Here is a 15,676-nt window from a genome sequence, read left to right as displayed (position 1 = left end):
TGCGGCGGTTTATTCTCGGCGCCGGATGGTTCTATGATGGACTTCAATCCGGGAGTTGGAGTCAGCGATGCCTTTGCCATCCATGCAAGACCAGTTCGCTGCACTGATCGCCGCGCCGTCGGTCAGTTGCACCCAGCCGAACCTGGATCAATCCAACCGGGCGGTGATCGATCTGCTCGCCGGATGGCTGGGAGATCTGGGCTTCAGTTGCGACATCCAGCAGGTCAGCCCCGGCAAGTTCAACCTGCTCGCCAGTTTCGGCAGCGGTCCCGGCGGGCTGGTGCTGGCCGGGCACAGTGACACGGTGCCGTACGACGATGCGCTTTGGAAAACCGATCCGCTGAAACTCACCGAAGTCGACGGCCGCTGGGTCGGCCTTGGCAGTTGCGACATGAAGGGTTTTTTCGCCCTGATCATCGAGGCTGTGCAGCCGCTGCTCGACCAGCCGTTCAGGCAACCGCTGCTGATTCTCGCCACCTGCGATGAAGAAAGCTCGATGTCCGGCGCCCGGGCGCTGGCCGAGGCCGGGCGTCCAATCGGGCGCGCGGCGGTGATCGGCGAGCCGACCGGGCTCAAGCCGATCCGCATGCACAAGGGCATCATGATGGAGCGCATCGATATCCTCGGGCAGAGCGGCCATTCGTCGGATCCGCGTCTGGGGCACAGCGCTCTCGAGGCGATGCACGATGCCATGGGTGAACTGCGCGGCCTGCGCCTGCTGTGGCAGCGCGAATTCAACAATCCGCAGTTCAGCGTGCCGCAGCCGACCATGAACTTCGGCTGCATCCATGGTGGCGACAACCCCAACCGCATCTGTGGCCAGTGTTCGCTGGAGTTCGATCTGCGGCCGTTGCCGGGAATGGACCCGAAAGTGCTGCGGGCCGAGATCCTGCGCAAGCTCAACCCGGTCGCTGAACGGCATCAGGTGAAGATCGACTACGCACCGCTGTTCCCTGAAGTTCCGCCGTTCGAGCAGTCCGAGGACGCCGAGCTGGTGCGGATTGCCGAAAAACTCACCGGCCATACGGCCGAAGCGGTAGCGTTCGGCACCGAAGCGCCTTATCTTCAGCGCCTTGGCTGTGAAACCATTGTGCTCGGCCCTGGTGATATTGCCTGTGCGCATCAGCCGGACGAGTACCTTGAAATGTCACGTTTGCAGCCTACCGTGCATCTATTGCGGCAGTTGATCGAACATTACTGTCTCAAAGCTGTATAAATTGCCGTCCTGCCAACCCGTATTCATGAGGAGAGCGCGCGTGTCGCCAAGCCTGTTCCGACGATAACCATCAGCCCGCTGTGCGTTTTCTGTTTCGCCCCTTTTCCGGCTGCTATTTATTACAGGCCCAGGTTCATGCCCGAATACGTCAATTGGCTTCGCCACGCGTCTCCTTATATCAATGCCCACCGCGACTGCACCTTCGTCGTCATGCTGCCCGGCGACGGCGTGGAGCATCCGAACTTCGGCAACATCGTCCATGACATCGTGCTGCTGCACAGTCTCGGCGTGCGACTGGTGCTGGTCCATGGCTCCCGTCCGCAGATCGAAACCCGCCTCGCCGCCCGTGGCCTGACCCCGCATTACCACCACGGCATGCGCATCACCGATGCCGCAACCCTTGAGTGCGTGATCGACGCGGTCGGCCAGTTGCGCATCGCCATCGAAGCGCGGCTGTCGATGGACATGGCTTCGTCGCCGATGCAGGGCTCGCGCCTGCGGGTAGCCAGTGGCAACCTGGTGACCGCACGGCCGATCGGCGTACTGGAAGGCGTCGACTATCACCACACCGGCGAAGTGCGCCGGGTCGACCGCAAGGGTATCAACCGTCTGCTCGACGAGCGCTCCATCGTGCTGCTCTCGCCGCTGGGTTACTCGCCGACCGGTGAAATCTTCAACCTCGCCTGCGAAGACGTCGCCACTCGCGCCGCCATTGATCTGGGCGCCGACAAACTGCTGCTGTTCGGCGCCGACCTCGGTCTGATCGACGAAAACGGCAAACTGGTGCGCGAGCTGCGTCCGCAACAGGTGCCGGCGCATTTGCAGCGTCTGGGCAGCAACTATCAGGCGGAATTGCTGGATGCCGCCGCCGAAGCCTGCCGTGGCGGTGTGGCGCGCAGCCATATCGTCAGTTATGCCGAGGACGGCGCGCTGCTGACCGAACTGTTCACCCGCGACGGTGGCGGTACGCTGGTGGCCCAGGAGCAGTTCGAACTGGTGCGCGAGGCGGCGATTGAAGACGTCGGCGGTTTGCTTGACCTGATCAGTCCGCTGGAAGAGCAGGGCATTCTGGTGCGTCGTTCCCGCGAAGTGCTGGAGCGTGAGATCGAGCAGTTCAGTGTGGTCGAGCGTGAAGGGATGATCATCGCCTGTGCGGCGCTGTATCAGATTGCCGATTCGGATGCCGGTGAACTGGCGTGCCTGGCGGTGAATCCTGAATACCGCCATGGCGGTCGTGGCGACGAATTGCTCGAGCGCATCGAGACCCGTGCCCGGGCGCAGGGTTTGAAGACTCTGTTCGTCCTCACCACCCGCACTGCCCACTGGTTCCGCGAGCGCGGTTTCGAGCCGAGCAGCGTCGAGCGCCTGCCGGCGGCTCGGGCTTCTCTGTACAACTATCAGCGCAATTCGAAGATTTTCGAAAAGTCTCTGTGATGAGCGATTGCCCCCACGCGGCAGGTGGGGGCAAATCCTTTACTCCGCGACAAACTTCGCACTGACATAAGGCGAGTAGTCAGGCAAAACGCTTTCGACCTTGCCCTGTTCCTTCAAAAATTTCGCCGTCTCACCAATCGCCTTCGCCGTGCCGCCATCCAGCAGCGCCGCAGTCTGTTGTGCCTTGGCGTCCGGGAATGCCGAACCCGCGAGCAGTTCCGGGACATCCGCGGCGTTGGCACCGGTCAGTTTGGCGATTTTCTGCACCGGTACCGAGTCGGCGGTCCAGCTGTCTTTATGGGCGGCATAGTCGGCGAACGAGTCCAGAGTCACCTTGGCGAACCTGGCCACGACCTCAGGATGTTTCTCGGCAAAGTCCTTGCGTGCCACCCAGACTTCGAAGGTCGGTGCGCCCCACTGGCCGACCTGGGCGGCATCGGTCAGGGTCTTGCCGGTCTTGCGGATTTCGCCCAGCGCCGGCGACCAGACGAAGGCGCCATCAATGTCGCCGCGCTTCCACGCAGCCGCGATTTCTGCGGGTTGCAGGTTCACCACTTTGACTTTCGAGGTGTCCAGGCCCCAGTGCTTGAGTGCGCCGAGCAGGCTGTAGTGGGAGGTGGAGACGAACGGGGTGGCGATGGTCTTGCCGATCAGGTCTTCGGGCTTGTTGATACCACTGCCGTTGCGCACCACCAACGCTTCGGCGGCATTGATCTGCGCCGAGACGATGAAGGCAACGATCGGCAGATTGCGTGAGGCGGCGGCTGCCAGCGGACTGGAACCGAGGTTGCCGATCTGCACATCGCCGGAAGCGATGGCTGTCACTACTTCCGGGCCGCTATTGAAACGGCGCCAGTCGATTTTTTCGCCTATGGTCTGCTCGTAAATGCCGTCGGCCTGGGGGACTTTGCTTGGATCGATGCCGGTCTGGTAGCCGACAGTGAGACTGGAAGCATGGACAGAAAAAGAAATCAGAGCTGACACACAAACTGTAACAAATTGACTGGATAGTGCGCGTTTGGCCATGATGGCGTCGCCTTTTCGATAGGGTTTGACGAATCGGGGTTTCGACAAAGCTAAACGATCTAAAAAAAGGCCAATAAATACCATTTAGGAATGAGCTTAGTCGCCGATACACTGTATCCCGGCACAGATGGCCACTATTTCGTCATATTCCTGAATGTTATGAAAAAGAATGAATAAATTCTTTTTGGGTTTATCTGGAAGTCTTTACCCTGCAGGGACCAAATAACTGCGATTAGACCTTGGTCGTAGACACACAAGGTTACGATTGACTTGTCAGTCACGGTCTGGTGCTAATCGCGCATCTTAGGATCCAGGGGCGTCAGACTCCGGACCAGGAACACAAGAATTAGAAACGAGAGGAGCGATACATGAACAAGTCCACCTTGGCCCTGGCCGTGGCCGTAGGGGTTATTGCGCAGCAGGCAGGCGCAGCCGGTTTCATCGAAGACAGCAAGGCCACATTGGGGCTGCGTAACTTCTACATCAACACCGACAACCGCGACAGCGCTGCCAAAACTGCCTCTGGCGTGCAGAGCAAGAACGAAGAGTGGGGCCAAGGCTTCGATCTGCGTTTCATCTCCGGTTACACCCAAGGCACCGTAGGCTTCGGTATCGACGCCATCGGCCTGCTGGGCGTGCGTCTGGATTCGGGCGGTGGCACCAACGGTGCAACCTCGACGTCCTACGGTGGCACTGTGTTCCCGAGCAAGTCCAACGGCGAAGCTGTTGATAACTTCTCGAGCCTGGGCCTGACCGCCAAGGCCAAGATCTCCCAGACCGAACTGAAGCTGGGTACGCTGCAGCCGAAGAACCCGGTTATCGTGACCAACGACGGTCGTCTGCTGCCACAAACCTGGCAGGGCGGTCAGATCACTTCCGGCGAGATCAAGGACCTGTCCCTGGTCGCAGGTCAAATCGAAGCTGTGAAAGGTCGTAACTCCAGCAACAACGAGAACCTGTCCATTGGCGGTGCGAACGCTCGCGTAGCCAACAGCAACAAGTTCTACTACGCCGGTGGTGACTACAAGATCACCAAGGACCTGACTGCCCAGTACTACTACGGCAACCTGGAAGACTTCTACAAGCAACACTTCCTGGGTCTGGTTCACAACTGGGCAATCGGCCCGGGCGTGCTGAAGTCTGACTTCCGTTACTTCCACAGCAGCGACGATGGCGCCAACCACAACACCGCGGCCTACTTTGGCAACGGTAACTATGTCGGCAACGTCAGCGGCAAAGGCCCGATCGACAACAACCTGTACAGCGGCCTGTTCCTGTACACCGTTGAAGGTCACACCTTCGGTGGCGGCTATCAGGTTTCCAACGGCAGCTCCGACTTCCCTTGGCTGAACCAGGGCGACGGTTCGTCGAACTACACCATCACCGACATGCAGATCCAGAAGTTCGGTCGTGCCGGCGAGAAAACCTGGCAAGCTCGCTACTCGTATGACTTCGCCAAAGTCGGCCTGCCAGGCCTGACTGCCGGTATGGTCTACCTGCGTGGCAGCGACATCGACACCGTGGGTTCCAACCGTCGTGAGAACGGCAATGGCAACTCCGAGTGGGAACGCGACCTGACCATCGGTTACGTGATTCCGGAAGGCCCAGCCAAGAACCTGGGTTTCATGTGGAAAAACGCTACCTGGCGCAACGACATTCCTGGTCAGCGTGACCAGGACGAAAACCGCCTGATCGTCAGCTACTCGATCCCGCTGCTGTAATAGCGCGCTCCTGCACTGATGTAAAAAGCCCGAAGTAAAAAAGCCCCGTCCGGCATCGCGCCGGACGGGGCTTTTGCGTTTTCGGGTCCGGCCCACCCCCGTAGACCTTTCCCGACATTTCCCTCTTTACAGCAACTCAAGGCCTTCTCGAACCTCGGGGCCGATGTTCGACGCGTTCCCGGCAAGCGTCCAGTGAACAGAAGTTTAATATTCTTAAAAGATATAAATATCTAGTTATATATTCTTTTTCAGAAGATGAAATCCCGAGCTACAGTTGAGGTCTCCCACCACTCATCAGGAGCAGCACCATGAGCCTCAGACTTGGCGATATCGCCCCCGATTTCGAACAGGATTCCAGCGCCGGCAAGATTCGTTTCCACGAATGGCTGGGCGATAGCTGGGGCGTGTTGTTTTCCCACCCGGCAGACTTCACCCCGGTCTGCACCACCGAGCTGGGCTTCACTGCCAAGCTCAAGGACGAATTCACCAAGCGTGGCGTGAAAGCCATCGCACTGTCGGTCGACCCGGTGGACTCGCACCACAAGTGGATCGAGGACATCAACGAAACCCAGAACACCATCGTCAACTTTCCGATCCTGGCCGATGCCGATCGCAAGGTCTCGGATCTCTATGACCTGATCCACCCGAACGCCAGCGACACCCTGACCGTGCGCTCGCTGTTCGTGATCGATCCGAACAAGAAGATCCGCCTGACCATCACTTACCCGGCGAGCACCGGGCGCAACTTCCACGAGATCCTGCGGGTGATCGATTCGCTGCAGCTCACCGACAACTACAAGGTGGCCACCCCGGCCAACTGGCAGGACGGTGAAGAGGTGGTGATCGTGCCGTCGCTCAAGGACGAAGACGAAATCAAGCAACGCTTTCCGAAGGGCTATCGCGCGGTGAAACCGTACCTGCGCCTCACCCCACAGCCGAACAAGTGAATCAATAAATTTAGCGGTGTAGTCACCACCGCTTTCGCGAGCAAGCCCGCTCCCACATTCTGGAATGCGTTCCCCTGTGGGAGCGGGCTTGTTCCGGGCGGCGTTCCGACGAAGGCGTCGGCTTGAGCGACACAGAATTCAGAACCACGATGCAGGGAATTTCAGGCCGTTTCGACGGCCTTTTTTTTCGTCTGGAAAAACCTCAATTCAATATCTCTTAATAGCATAACCAAATGAATAAATATGATTTCTGGATATATGAATCAGCTGGTAAGGTCACTCACATCGAAGCGAGATCGCAACCCGCGAATCGCCTGTAACGCGCAAGGAATCGTCTGAATGCTGGTCGTCTCACTCGGTGGCAGTCCCAGTCAACGTTCTCGCTCCGGGGTGTTGCTGGAGCGCTCGCAACGCTGGTTGCAGCAGCAAGGGGTGGAAGTGGTGAGTTATCAGGTACGGGACTTCCCGGCCGAAGACCTGCTCCACGCCCGCTTCGACAGCCCGAAGGTGCTCGACCTGCTGCAACAGATTGAAAATGCCGATGGCCTGCTGATCGCCACACCGGTCTACAAGGCGTCGTTCTCCGGCGCCCTGAAGACCTTGCTGGATCTGCTGCCCGAGCGCGCGCTGAACCACAAGATTGTCCTGCCGATGGCCACCGGCGGCAGTATCGCCCACATGCTGGTGGTCGATTACGCCCTCAAGCCTGTGCTGTCGGCGTTGAAGGCCCAGGAAATGCTGCAAGGGATTTTTGCCGAGGACAGCCAGATCGCCTACGGCGAAGGCAGTGCCCAGGCGCAGTTGGCGCCGGCTCTGGAGCAGCGACTGCATGAAGAGCTGGACCAGTTTGTCAGCGCCATGGCCCGCCGGCCGAAGCCGCTGGATCCGGGGCTGTTGAACGAACGTTTGTTGAGTGCTCGCTGGAGCATTTGAGCCACACCGAAACTTGAAGTACTCACCTTACTCAGCCGCCAACGGCCAAGCAGGTGCAGCCAAAACCCAACAGCAAAAAGGAGAGCGCTATGCGCACTGTATTTTTGCGTCGTGGTCTGGTCGCTCTGTTTGCTGCGGCTGTGTCCTTCGGCGCCATCACTCAAGCTCAGGCCGAGACGCTTCGGATCGGTTATCAGAAATACGGCACGCTGGTGCTGCTCAAAGCCAGAGGCACGCTGGAGAAACGCCTCGCCGCCCAAGGCGTCGACGTGCAATGGACTGAATTCCCCGGCGGCCCGCAACTGCTGGAAGGCCTGAACGTCGGCTCGATCGACTTCGGCGTCACCGGTGAAACCCCGCCGGTCTTCGCCCAGGCAGCCGGTGCCGATCTGCTCTACGTGGCCTATGAGCCGCCAGCGCCGAACAGCGAAGCGATCCTCGTGCCGAAAGATTCGCCGATCAAATCGGTGGCGGATCTCAAGGGCAAGAAAGTCGCCCTGAACAAAGGCTCCAACGTCCACTACCTGCTGGTGCGCGCGCTGGAAGACGCCGGCCTCAAGTACACCGATATTCAAACCGTATTCCTGCCGCCGGCCGATGCCCGCGCCGCGTTCGAACGTGGCAGCGTCGACGCCTGGGTCATCTGGGATCCGTACCAGGCCGCCGCCGAGAAGCAGCTGCAAGCGCACACCCTGCGTGACGGCAAAGGCATCGTCGACAACCATCAGTTCTACCTGGCGACCAAACCCTACGCACAGAAAAATCCCGAGGTGATCAAGACCCTCGTGGAAGAAGTGCGCGCCGTGGGCGAGTGGTCCAAGGCCAACCCGCAAGACGTGACTCAACAGGTGTCGCCGCTGCTCGGTCTGCCGGCAGACATCACCCTGACCTCGGTGAAACGCCAGGGCTACGGCGCGCTGTTCCTGACCCCGGAAGTGGTCGCCGCACAACAGAAAATCGCCGACACCTTCTACCAGCTCAAGCTGATTCCCAAGCCGTTGAGCATCAAGGACGTGATCTGGACCCCGCCGGCCGCTGTGGCCCAAAGCTCGGTCACCCAAGCCCAGTAAATCGAATCCCCAAGGAGACCACTCCATGAGCCTCAACATCTTCTGGTTCCTGCCAACCCACGGCGACGGCCATTACCTTGGCACCGCCGAAGGCGCCCGCGCCGTCGACCACGGCTATCTGCAACAGGTCGCGCAAGCGGCGGATCGACTGGGTTTTGGCGGCGTGCTGATTCCCACCGGCCGCTCCTGCGAGGATTCGTGGCTGGTGGCGGCATCGTTGATCCCGGTGACCCAGCGTCTGAAATTCCTTGTCGCCCTGCGCCCCGGGATCATTTCCCCGACGGTGGCGGCGCGTCAGGCCGCGACCCTGGATCGACTGTCCGGCGGTCGTGCGCTGTTCAACCTGGTGACCGGTGGCGATCCGGAAGAGTTGGCCGGCGACGGTCTGTTCCTCGATCACGAAGCGCGCTATCAGGCCTCGGTGGAATTCACCCGGATCTGGCGCCGCGTGCTGGAAGGCGAAACCGTGGATTACGACGGCGAGCACATCAGCGTGAAGGGCGCCAAATTGCTCTATCCGCCGATCCAGCAACCGCGTCCACCGCTGTACTTCGGTGGTTCGTCGGAAGCGGCGCAGGATCTGGCCGCCGAACAAGTGGAGATGGTCCTGACCTGGGGCGAGCCGCCCGCAGCCGTAGCCGAGAAGATCGAACAGGTTCGCGCCAAAGCGGCCAAGCTTGGGCGCACCGTGCGCTTCGGCATCCGTCTGCACGTGATCGTGCGGGAAACCAACGCTGAAGCCTGGCAGGCGGCGGATCGCCTGATCTCGCATCTGGACGACGACACCATCAAGCGCGCCCAGGCTTCGCTGGCGCGGTTCGATTCGGTCGGCCAGCAGCGCATGGCCGCACTGCACGGTGGCAGCCGTGACAATCTCGAAGTCAGCCCGAACCTGTGGGCCGGCGTCGGTCTGGTGCGCGGCGGTGCCGGCACGGCGCTGGTCGGTGACGGCCCGACCGTGGCTGCACGCGTGAAGGAATACGCGGCGTTGGGCATCGATACCTTTATCTTTTCCGGTTATCCACACCTCGAAGAGTCGTATCGCGTCGCCGAGTTGCTGTTCCCGCACCTCGACGTCGAGCGCCCGGAACTGCCGAAAAGCGCCGGTTACGTCAGCCCGTTCGGCGAGATGGTGGCCAACGACATTCTTCCCAAAGCCGCGTCCCAGAGCTGAGGCGCCGCCATGAAGAAATTTATCCACAGCCTCGCGCCCTGGGCGTTGCCGGTGTTGCTGCTGGCGGTGTGGCAGTTGTCGGTGTCGGCGGGCTGGCTGTCGACGCGGATTCTGCCGGCGCCGGTGGCGGTAATCGAAGCCGGCGTGAGCCTGGTGCGCAGCGGCGAAATCTGGACGCACCTGGCGATCAGCGGCTGGCGCGCCGCGCTGGGCTTCACCATCGGTGGCAGCATCGGTCTGGTGCTGGGTTTCATCACCGGCCTGTCGAAGTGGGGCGAACGCCTGCTCGACAGCTCGGTGCAGATGATCCGCAACGTGCCACACCTGGCGCTGATTCCGCTGGTGATTCTGTGGTTCGGCATCGATGAGTCGGCGAAGATTTTCCTGGTGGCGCTCGGGACGCTGTTCCCGATCTACCTCAACACGTACCACGGCATCCGCAACGTCGATCCGGCGCTGGTGGAAATGGCGCGCAGTTATGGCCTGTCCGGTTTCAGCCTGTTCTGGCAGGTGATTCTGCCGGGCGCGTTGCCTTCGATTCTGGTCGGCGTGCGCTTCGCACTGGGCTTCATGTGGCTGACGCTGATCGTGGCGGAAACCATCTCCGCCAGCTCCGGCATCGGTTATCTGGCGATGAACGCCCGCGAGTTCTTGCAAACCGACGTGGTGGTGCTGGCGATTCTGCTCTACGCAGTGCTCGGCAAACTGGCCGACCTTGCGGCCCGTGGACTTGAACGTGTGTGGCTGCGCTGGCATCCGGCGTATCAAGTGGCGAAAGGAGGTGCGGCATGACCGCTCAACAACCTCCACGTCTGCTGCGCGGAATTCCGCTGGCGCTGCGCAACCTGCAAAAAACCTTCGGTTCGCGGCAGGTGCTGCGTGACATCGACCTGCACATTCCGGCGGGGCAATTCGTCGCCGTGGTCGGGCGCAGTGGCTGCGGCAAAAGTACGTTGCTGCGTCTGCTCGCCGGCCTCGATCAACCCACCGGCGGTGATCTGCTCGCCGGGGCTGCACCGCTCAGCGATGCGCGGGATGACACCCGGTTGATGTTCCAGGAAGCGCGACTGCTGCCGTGGAAAAAGATCATCGACAACGTCGGTCTCGGCCTCAAGGGCAACTGGCGTGCGCAAGCCTTGCAGGCGCTGGATGCAGTCGGCCTCGCCGATCGCGCCCATGAATGGCCGGCGGCACTGTCCGGCGGGCAGAAGCAGCGTGTGGCGCTGGCCCGGGCGCTGATTCATCAACCGCGTCTGTTGCTGCTCGACGAGCCGCTGGGTGCGCTGGATGCGCTGACCCGGATCGAGATGCAGCAACTGATCGAACGTCTCTGGCAACAGCATGGTTTCACCGTGTTGCTGGTGACCCACGACGTCAGCGAAGCGGTGGCGATTGCCGACCGGGTGATTCTGATCGAGGACGGCGAAGTCGGCCTCGACCTGCAAGTGGACCTGCCGCGCCCTCGGGTGCGTGGCTCCCATCGCCTGGCGGCGCTGGAAACCGAAGTACTCAACCGTGTGTTGTCCCTGCCCGGCGAGCCGCCGGCGCCGGAACCCGTTTCACCCTTGCCTACGCAACTGCGTTGGGCTCAATAACTCAAGCAAACGACAGGAATCAATGCCATGACTATCAAAGCCATCAACGTACGCAACCAGTTCAAAGGCGCGATCAAGGAGATCGTTCTCGGCGACGTGCTGTCGGAAATCGACGTGCAGACCGCCTCCGGCATCGTCACGTCGGTGATCACCACCCGTTCGGTCAAGGAGCTGGAACTGGAGGTCGGCAGCGAAGTGATCGCCTTCGTGAAATCCACCGAGGTGTCCATCGCCAAGTTGTAAGGGCGTGGGACAAAAACAACCCCGAAGGGTGTGAGCCCTTCGGGGTTTTTTGTGTCTGTCGTGCGGCGCTAGAGAGTTCGCTTGGGCAGATAGGGCGGCAGATACAGCCCGAGATAGGCATCGAACACGCGCATGCCTTCCTCGGCCATGCGCGGGGTGATCTGCCCGTGCTGCTGCACCGAGCGGGCGTAGACGCGGTCGCCCAGCTCCATTGCCAGCGCGAAAACGTCCACGTCATCCGGCAGCCTCGGCAGTTCGAAGTGATGATCGAACAGCTTGTGCATCAGGTCGCCCAGTTCAAGGTCGTGCTGGCGGTCGGCCTGGGTGACTTCGGTAAGGCCGTGCTGCGCGAGGATGAGTTGGCGGGCGGCGGCGTCTTCATCGTAGATCTCCAGCATCCGTTGCTCGACCAGGCGGGACAGGTCGCGCCAGTCACGCAGGGCCTCGTGATCGATCGGTGCTTGCAGGCAGGCGCGGAAGGCGGCGTGAACATCCGCCGTCAGGCCTTCAAGCAGCGCCGGGACACTGGCGAAGAAATGGTAGACCGAGGAGGGCGGAATCTGCGCGCGCTCGGCCACGCTGTAGATCGACAGGCTCGCCACGCCCTCGGCGGCCAGCAGCGTGCGCGCGGCGTCGAGTATCGAATCGATCCGCGCCTGACTGCGGGCACGGGGTTTGCGGACGGGGGCGGGACGCGTCATGAAAGTCTCCTGCGGGGCAGCGGGCATTGTACGCAGAGCTTGAATGTCTGCCACAGAGGCCAATAAAAAAACGCCGCGGGCTGAGAAGCCAACGGCGTTTTCCTTTGCTGCAGTCCGCTTAAACGGTGTGCAGGTACCAGTTGTACTCGAGGTCGGAGATGGAGTGTTCGAACTCCTCCAGCTCGCTCTCTTTGCAGGCGACGAAGATATCGATGTATTTCGGATCGATGTACTTGGCCATCACCTCGCTGTCGTCCAGCTCGCGCAGGGCATCGCGCAAGTTGTTCGGCAGGCTCTGCTCGTTCTGCTCGTAGCTGTTGCCTTCGGTGGGGGCCGGTGGCTCGATCTTGTTGGTCAGGCCGTGATGCACGCCCGCCAGCACCGAAGCCATCAGCAGGTACGGGTTGGCGTCGGCGCCGGCCACGCGGTGCTCCAGGCGGACCGCGTCGGCGGAGCCGGTCGGTACGCGCAGGGCCACGGTGCGGTTGTCCAGACCCCAGCTCGGCGAGTTCGGCACGTAGAACTGCGCGCCGAAACGACGGTAGGAGTTGACGTTGGGGCAGAGGAAAGCCATCTGCGCGGGCAGGGTCTCGAGCACACCGCCGATCGCGTGACGCAGCGCGGCGTTCTGCTCGGGATCCTCGCTGGCAAAAATGTTTTTGCCTTCTTTGTCGAGAACCGAGATGTGGACGTGCAGACCGTTGCCTGCCTGACCCGGGTACGGCTTGGCCATGAAAGTGGTGTCCATTTCATGGTCGTAAGCGATGTTCTTGATCAGACGCTTGAGCAGGACCGCGTAATCGCACGCCTTGATCGGGTCGGCGACGTGGTGCAGGTTCACTTCGAACTGCGCCGGGGCACTTTCCTTGACGATGGCGTCGGCCGGGATGCCTTGCTCTTTGGCGCCTTCCAGAATGTCCTGGAGGCAGTCGACGTATTCGTCGAGGTCGTCGATCAGGTAGACCTGGGTCGAATGCGGGCGTTTGCCGGAGATCGGCGAGCGTGGCGGCTGAGGGCGGCCGTTCACGTTTTCCTGGTCGATCAGGTAGAACTCGAGTTCGAACGCGGCGCAGATGGTCAGGCCAAGCTCGTCAAACTTTGCAACAACTTGACGGAGCACTTCGCGCGGATCGGCGAAGAAAGGGTCGCCTTCGAGTTCGTGCATGGTCATCAACAGTTGCGCGGTCGGGCGCTTCTGCCATGGCTCGTTGCACAGGGTATCGGGGATTGGATAGCAGATACGGTCGGCGTCGCCGATGTCCAGGCCCAGGCCGGTGCTTTCCACCGTCGAACCATTGATATCCAGAGCAAATAGAGAGGCCGGCAGGTTGATGCCTTTCTCGTAAACCTTGTGGAGGCTGGTGCGTTCGATGCGCTTGCCGCGCACCACACCATTCATATCCGCAATCAGAAGGTCAACGTACAGAACCTCAGGATGTTCCTTAAGGAACGCGTTCGCTTCGTTAAGCTGAACGGCACGCGGGGGTACCGACATGATGCAACACCTTTGTTGTTAAAAATATCAATCATTGATCTTTTCTGGTTTCAGTCAACCCGAACGGCCTGCCGAAGTCAAGCGAGGCCTTTTTTGCCCTGAAAAAGCGCCGAGAGGGCATTTACGGGGCACTTTGGGGCATTTTTTTATCCGTGAAAGACGTGCCACCCGCAGGCTTGAGCAGGCCGTGTTGTATTTTTTACGGGGGTGTTGTGTAAAAAAATGAACAAGGCTAAGCTCGGGTCAAACCCATAACAGCAATAATACCGGGGTGCTTCATGTCTCGCCTGCCGTTAATCGGCGTCACCGACTGCTCCGTGCAGTGCGGTCTGCATGCTTATCACATCAGTGGCGACACGTCCGTCCGCAGCGCAGCCGACAGCCAGGCTCGCATTCTGCCAGCGATCTCTTTGACCATGGCGGATCAGGCGCCGGCGTCCGATATTCTGGACGCAGGGAAGGGCATCCTCTTCAGCGGTTCTGCTTTCAATATAGATCTCTTTCCTGCTCCCGGCCTGCACCGCGCCCGTCGCCGTGCCCGTGATTGCGCACACCCGGGATGTGCACAGGAAATGCAACGCCAGCGTAAAGGGCAGGTAAGCTCCTCCTTCATTGTCGATGCGCGGTGCCAGGCGTAAGCCGGCACTGCGCACAAACAAGCCCCCTTTAACGCGACGCCCCGTGCGTCAAACTTGCCTGACATGCGTCAGGAGACTCAGCCCAGAGGCATTTATGAGCAACAACCTCGACCAGCTCACCGATTGGTTGAAAGACCACAAGATCACAGAAGTCGAATGCATGATCGGCGACTTGACCGGCATCACCCGGGGCAAGATTTCGCCGACCAACAAGTTCATCGCCGAAAAAGGCATGCGCCTGCCAGAGAGCGTTCTGTTGCAGACCGTGACCGGCGACTACGTCGAAGACGACATCTATTACGAACTGCTCGACCCGGCCGACATCGACATGATCTGCCGCCCCGACCAGAACGCCGTGTACCTGGTGCCTTGGGCCGTCGAACCGACTGCCCAGGTGATCCACGACACCTACGACAAGCAAGGGAACCCGATCGAGCTGTCGCCGCGCAACGTGCTCAAGAAAGTCCTGAAACTCTATGCCGACAAGGGCTGGCAGCCGATCGTGGCGCCGGAAATGGAGTTCTACCTGACCAAGCGCAGCGACGACCCCGACTATCCGTTGCAGCCACCAGTCGGCCGTTCCGGGCGCCCGGAAATCGGTCGCCAGTCATTCTCCATCGAGGCGGCGAACGAGTTCGACCCGCTGTTCGAAGACGTCTACGACTGGTGCGAATTGCAGGAGCTGGACCTCGACACGCTGATCCACGAGGACGGCACTGCGCAGATGGAAATCAACTTCCGTCACGGCGACGCCCTGTCCCTGGCCGACCAGATTCTGGTGTTCAAGCGCACCATGCGTGAGGCCGCCCTCAAGCACAACGTCGCCGCGACCTTCATGGCCAAGCCAATGACCGGCGAGCCGGGCAGCGCGATGCACCTGCACCAGAGCATCATCGACATCGAGACCGGCAAGAACGTGTTCTCCAATGACGATGGCACCATGAGCCAGTTGTTCCTGCACCACATCGGTGGCCTGCAGAAACTGATCCCGGAACTGCTGCCGCTGTTCGCGCCGAACGTCAACTCGTTCCGTCGCTTCCTGCCGGACACCTCGGCACCGGTGAACGTGGAGTGGGGCGAAGAGAACCGCACCGTGGGTCTGCGCGTACCGGATGCCGGGCCGCAGAACCGCCGCGTGGAAAATCGCCTGCCGGGCGCCGACGCCAACCCGTACCTGGCGATTGCCGCGAGCCTGCTCTGCGGCTACATCGGCATGGTCGAGGGGATCAACCCGAGCGCGCCGGTGGTGGGCCGTGGCTACGAGCGCCGCAACCTGCGCCTGCCGCTGACCATCGAAGACGCGCTGGAGCGTATGGAAAACAGCGCAACCATCGAGAAATACCTGGGCAAGACCTTCATCACCGGCTACGTCGCGGTCAAGCGGGCCGAGCATGAAAACTTCAAGCGCGTGATCAGTTCCTGGGAGCGTGAGTACCTGCTCTTCGCCGTCTGATACGCCGGGCGCGGCGGGCAGCCGCCGCGC

The 15,676-nt window shown here is 60.8% G+C and carries 15 protein-coding genes; 12 read left to right on the top strand and 3 right to left on the bottom strand.

Annotation, left to right across the window (positions count from 1 at the left end):
* Positions 1 to 67 precede the first annotated feature (67 nt).
* Both argE and argA read left to right on the top strand, forming a co-directional pair.
* Positions 68 to 1,216, top strand: coding sequence for an acetylornithine deacetylase (gene argE, locus ACSPX5_RS22345; protein ID WP_439820280.1), 1,149 nt, complete (start codon positions 68 to 70; stop codon positions 1,214 to 1,216).
* A 135-nt stretch (positions 1,217 to 1,351) separates the two neighbouring features.
* Positions 1,352 to 2,650: an amino-acid N-acetyltransferase gene (gene argA, locus ACSPX5_RS22340; protein ID WP_007951778.1), complete on the top strand. Its 1,299-nt coding sequence runs from the start codon at positions 1,352 to 1,354 to the stop codon at positions 2,648 to 2,650.
* Positions 2,651 to 2,689: 39 nt separating this feature from the next.
* Here argA and tauA read toward each other — a convergent pair whose 3' ends face one another.
* Positions 2,690 to 3,679: a taurine ABC transporter substrate-binding protein gene (gene tauA / locus ACSPX5_RS22335; protein ID WP_439822049.1), complete on the bottom strand. Its 990-nt coding sequence runs from the start codon at positions 3,677 to 3,679 to the stop codon at positions 2,690 to 2,692.
* 365 nt (positions 3,680 to 4,044) lie between these two features.
* On the opposite strand from tauA, the gene ACSPX5_RS22330 reads away from it, so the two are divergent.
* From ACSPX5_RS22330 to ACSPX5_RS22295, 8 genes are all read left to right on the top strand, one after another.
* Entirely contained in the window at positions 4,045 to 5,397 is a 1,353-nt protein-coding gene (locus tag ACSPX5_RS22330) for an OprD family porin (protein ID WP_169432373.1), read from the top strand.
* A gap of 308 nt (positions 5,398 to 5,705) precedes the next feature.
* Complete coding sequence (locus ACSPX5_RS22325) at positions 5,706 to 6,344, top strand: peroxiredoxin (protein ID WP_169432372.1); 639 nt, start codon at positions 5,706 to 5,708, stop codon at positions 6,342 to 6,344.
* A gap of 339 nt (positions 6,345 to 6,683) precedes the next feature.
* Positions 6,684 to 7,277, top strand: coding sequence for an NADPH-dependent FMN reductase (gene ssuE / locus ACSPX5_RS22320; RefSeq protein WP_439820279.1), 594 nt, complete (start codon positions 6,684 to 6,686; stop codon positions 7,275 to 7,277).
* Between the two features lie 89 nt (positions 7,278 to 7,366).
* Positions 7,367 to 8,347, top strand: a complete 981-nt coding sequence (locus ACSPX5_RS22315; RefSeq protein WP_439820278.1) for a sulfonate ABC transporter substrate-binding protein — start codon at positions 7,367 to 7,369, stop codon at positions 8,345 to 8,347.
* A gap of 25 nt (positions 8,348 to 8,372) precedes the next feature.
* Entirely contained in the window at positions 8,373 to 9,521 is a 1,149-nt protein-coding gene (ssuD, locus tag ACSPX5_RS22310) for an FMNH2-dependent alkanesulfonate monooxygenase (protein WP_102619651.1), read from the top strand.
* Positions 9,522 to 9,530: 9 nt separating this feature from the next.
* Positions 9,531 to 10,313, top strand: a complete 783-nt coding sequence (gene ssuC / locus ACSPX5_RS22305) for an aliphatic sulfonate ABC transporter permease SsuC (RefSeq protein WP_011336451.1) — start codon at positions 9,531 to 9,533, stop codon at positions 10,311 to 10,313.
* Positions 10,310 to 11,116, top strand: coding sequence for an aliphatic sulfonates ABC transporter ATP-binding protein (gene ssuB, locus ACSPX5_RS22300; protein WP_169432370.1), 807 nt, complete (start codon positions 10,310 to 10,312; stop codon positions 11,114 to 11,116). The genes ssuC and ssuB overlap by 4 nt, the downstream gene beginning before the upstream one ends.
* Positions 11,117 to 11,143: 27 nt before the next feature.
* Positions 11,144 to 11,359: a TOBE domain-containing protein gene (locus ACSPX5_RS22295; RefSeq protein ID WP_007953520.1), complete on the top strand. Its 216-nt coding sequence runs from the start codon at positions 11,144 to 11,146 to the stop codon at positions 11,357 to 11,359.
* Between the two features lie 68 nt (positions 11,360 to 11,427).
* Here ACSPX5_RS22295 and ACSPX5_RS22290 read toward each other — a convergent pair whose 3' ends face one another.
* Both ACSPX5_RS22290 and ACSPX5_RS22285 read right to left on the bottom strand, forming a co-directional pair.
* Positions 11,428 to 12,060, bottom strand: coding sequence for a TetR/AcrR family transcriptional regulator (locus tag ACSPX5_RS22290; protein WP_439820277.1), 633 nt, complete (start codon positions 12,058 to 12,060; stop codon positions 11,428 to 11,430).
* A gap of 118 nt (positions 12,061 to 12,178) precedes the next feature.
* Complete coding sequence (locus tag ACSPX5_RS22285) at positions 12,179 to 13,555, bottom strand: glutamine synthetase family protein (protein WP_011336449.1); 1,377 nt, start codon at positions 13,553 to 13,555, stop codon at positions 12,179 to 12,181.
* 278 nt (positions 13,556 to 13,833) lie between these two features.
* On the opposite strand from ACSPX5_RS22285, the gene ACSPX5_RS22280 reads away from it, so the two are divergent.
* Together ACSPX5_RS22280 and ACSPX5_RS22275 are read left to right on the top strand one after the other, a co-directional pair.
* Positions 13,834 to 14,193 (top strand): gamma-glutamyl-gamma-aminobutyrate hydrolase family protein, encoded by a 360-nt coding sequence (locus tag ACSPX5_RS22280; protein WP_439820276.1) that lies wholly within the window; start codon positions 13,834 to 13,836, stop codon positions 14,191 to 14,193.
* A gap of 94 nt (positions 14,194 to 14,287) precedes the next feature.
* Positions 14,288 to 15,646, top strand: coding sequence for a glutamine synthetase family protein (locus ACSPX5_RS22275; RefSeq protein WP_169432367.1), 1,359 nt, complete (start codon positions 14,288 to 14,290; stop codon positions 15,644 to 15,646).
* Positions 15,647 to 15,676 lie beyond the last annotated feature (30 nt).

The organism is Pseudomonas sp. HLG18 (assembly GCF_051903985.1).
GTDB lineage: Bacteria > Pseudomonadota > Gammaproteobacteria > Pseudomonadales > Pseudomonadaceae > Aquipseudomonas > Aquipseudomonas fluorescens_BT.
Note: the sequence above shows the minus strand (reverse complement) of the source record. Positions and strands in the feature narration are given on the sequence as shown.

Excerpts from the sequence above, each read along its gene's own strand:
- ACSPX5_RS22325 (WP_169432372.1), top strand. The coding sequence starts at position 5,706 with ATGAGCCTCAGACTTGGCGATATCGCCCCCGATTTCGAACAGGATTCC.
- argA (WP_007951778.1), top strand. The coding sequence starts at position 1,352 with ATGCCCGAATACGTCAATTGGCTTCGCCACGCGTCTCCTTATATCAAT.
- ACSPX5_RS22280 (WP_439820276.1), top strand. The coding sequence starts at position 13,834 with ATGTCTCGCCTGCCGTTAATCGGCGTCACCGACTGCTCCGTGCAGTGC.
- ACSPX5_RS22285 (WP_011336449.1), bottom strand. The coding sequence starts at position 13,555 with ATGTCGGTACCCCCGCGTGCCGTTCAGCTTAACGAAGCGAACGCGTTC.
- ssuD (WP_102619651.1), top strand. The coding sequence starts at position 8,373 with ATGAGCCTCAACATCTTCTGGTTCCTGCCAACCCACGGCGACGGCCAT.
- ssuE (WP_439820279.1), top strand. The coding sequence starts at position 6,684 with ATGCTGGTCGTCTCACTCGGTGGCAGTCCCAGTCAACGTTCTCGCTCC.
- argE (WP_439820280.1), top strand. The coding sequence starts at position 68 with ATGCCTTTGCCATCCATGCAAGACCAGTTCGCTGCACTGATCGCCGCG.
- ACSPX5_RS22295 (WP_007953520.1), top strand. The coding sequence starts at position 11,144 with ATGACTATCAAAGCCATCAACGTACGCAACCAGTTCAAAGGCGCGATC.
- ssuB (WP_169432370.1), top strand. The coding sequence starts at position 10,310 with ATGACCGCTCAACAACCTCCACGTCTGCTGCGCGGAATTCCGCTGGCG.
- ssuC (WP_011336451.1), top strand. The coding sequence starts at position 9,531 with ATGAAGAAATTTATCCACAGCCTCGCGCCCTGGGCGTTGCCGGTGTTG.
- ACSPX5_RS22290 (WP_439820277.1), bottom strand. The coding sequence starts at position 12,060 with ATGACGCGTCCCGCCCCCGTCCGCAAACCCCGTGCCCGCAGTCAGGCG.
- ACSPX5_RS22275 (WP_169432367.1), top strand. The coding sequence starts at position 14,288 with ATGAGCAACAACCTCGACCAGCTCACCGATTGGTTGAAAGACCACAAG.
- ACSPX5_RS22330 (WP_169432373.1), top strand. The coding sequence starts at position 4,045 with ATGAACAAGTCCACCTTGGCCCTGGCCGTGGCCGTAGGGGTTATTGCG.
- ACSPX5_RS22315 (WP_439820278.1), top strand. The coding sequence starts at position 7,367 with ATGCGCACTGTATTTTTGCGTCGTGGTCTGGTCGCTCTGTTTGCTGCG.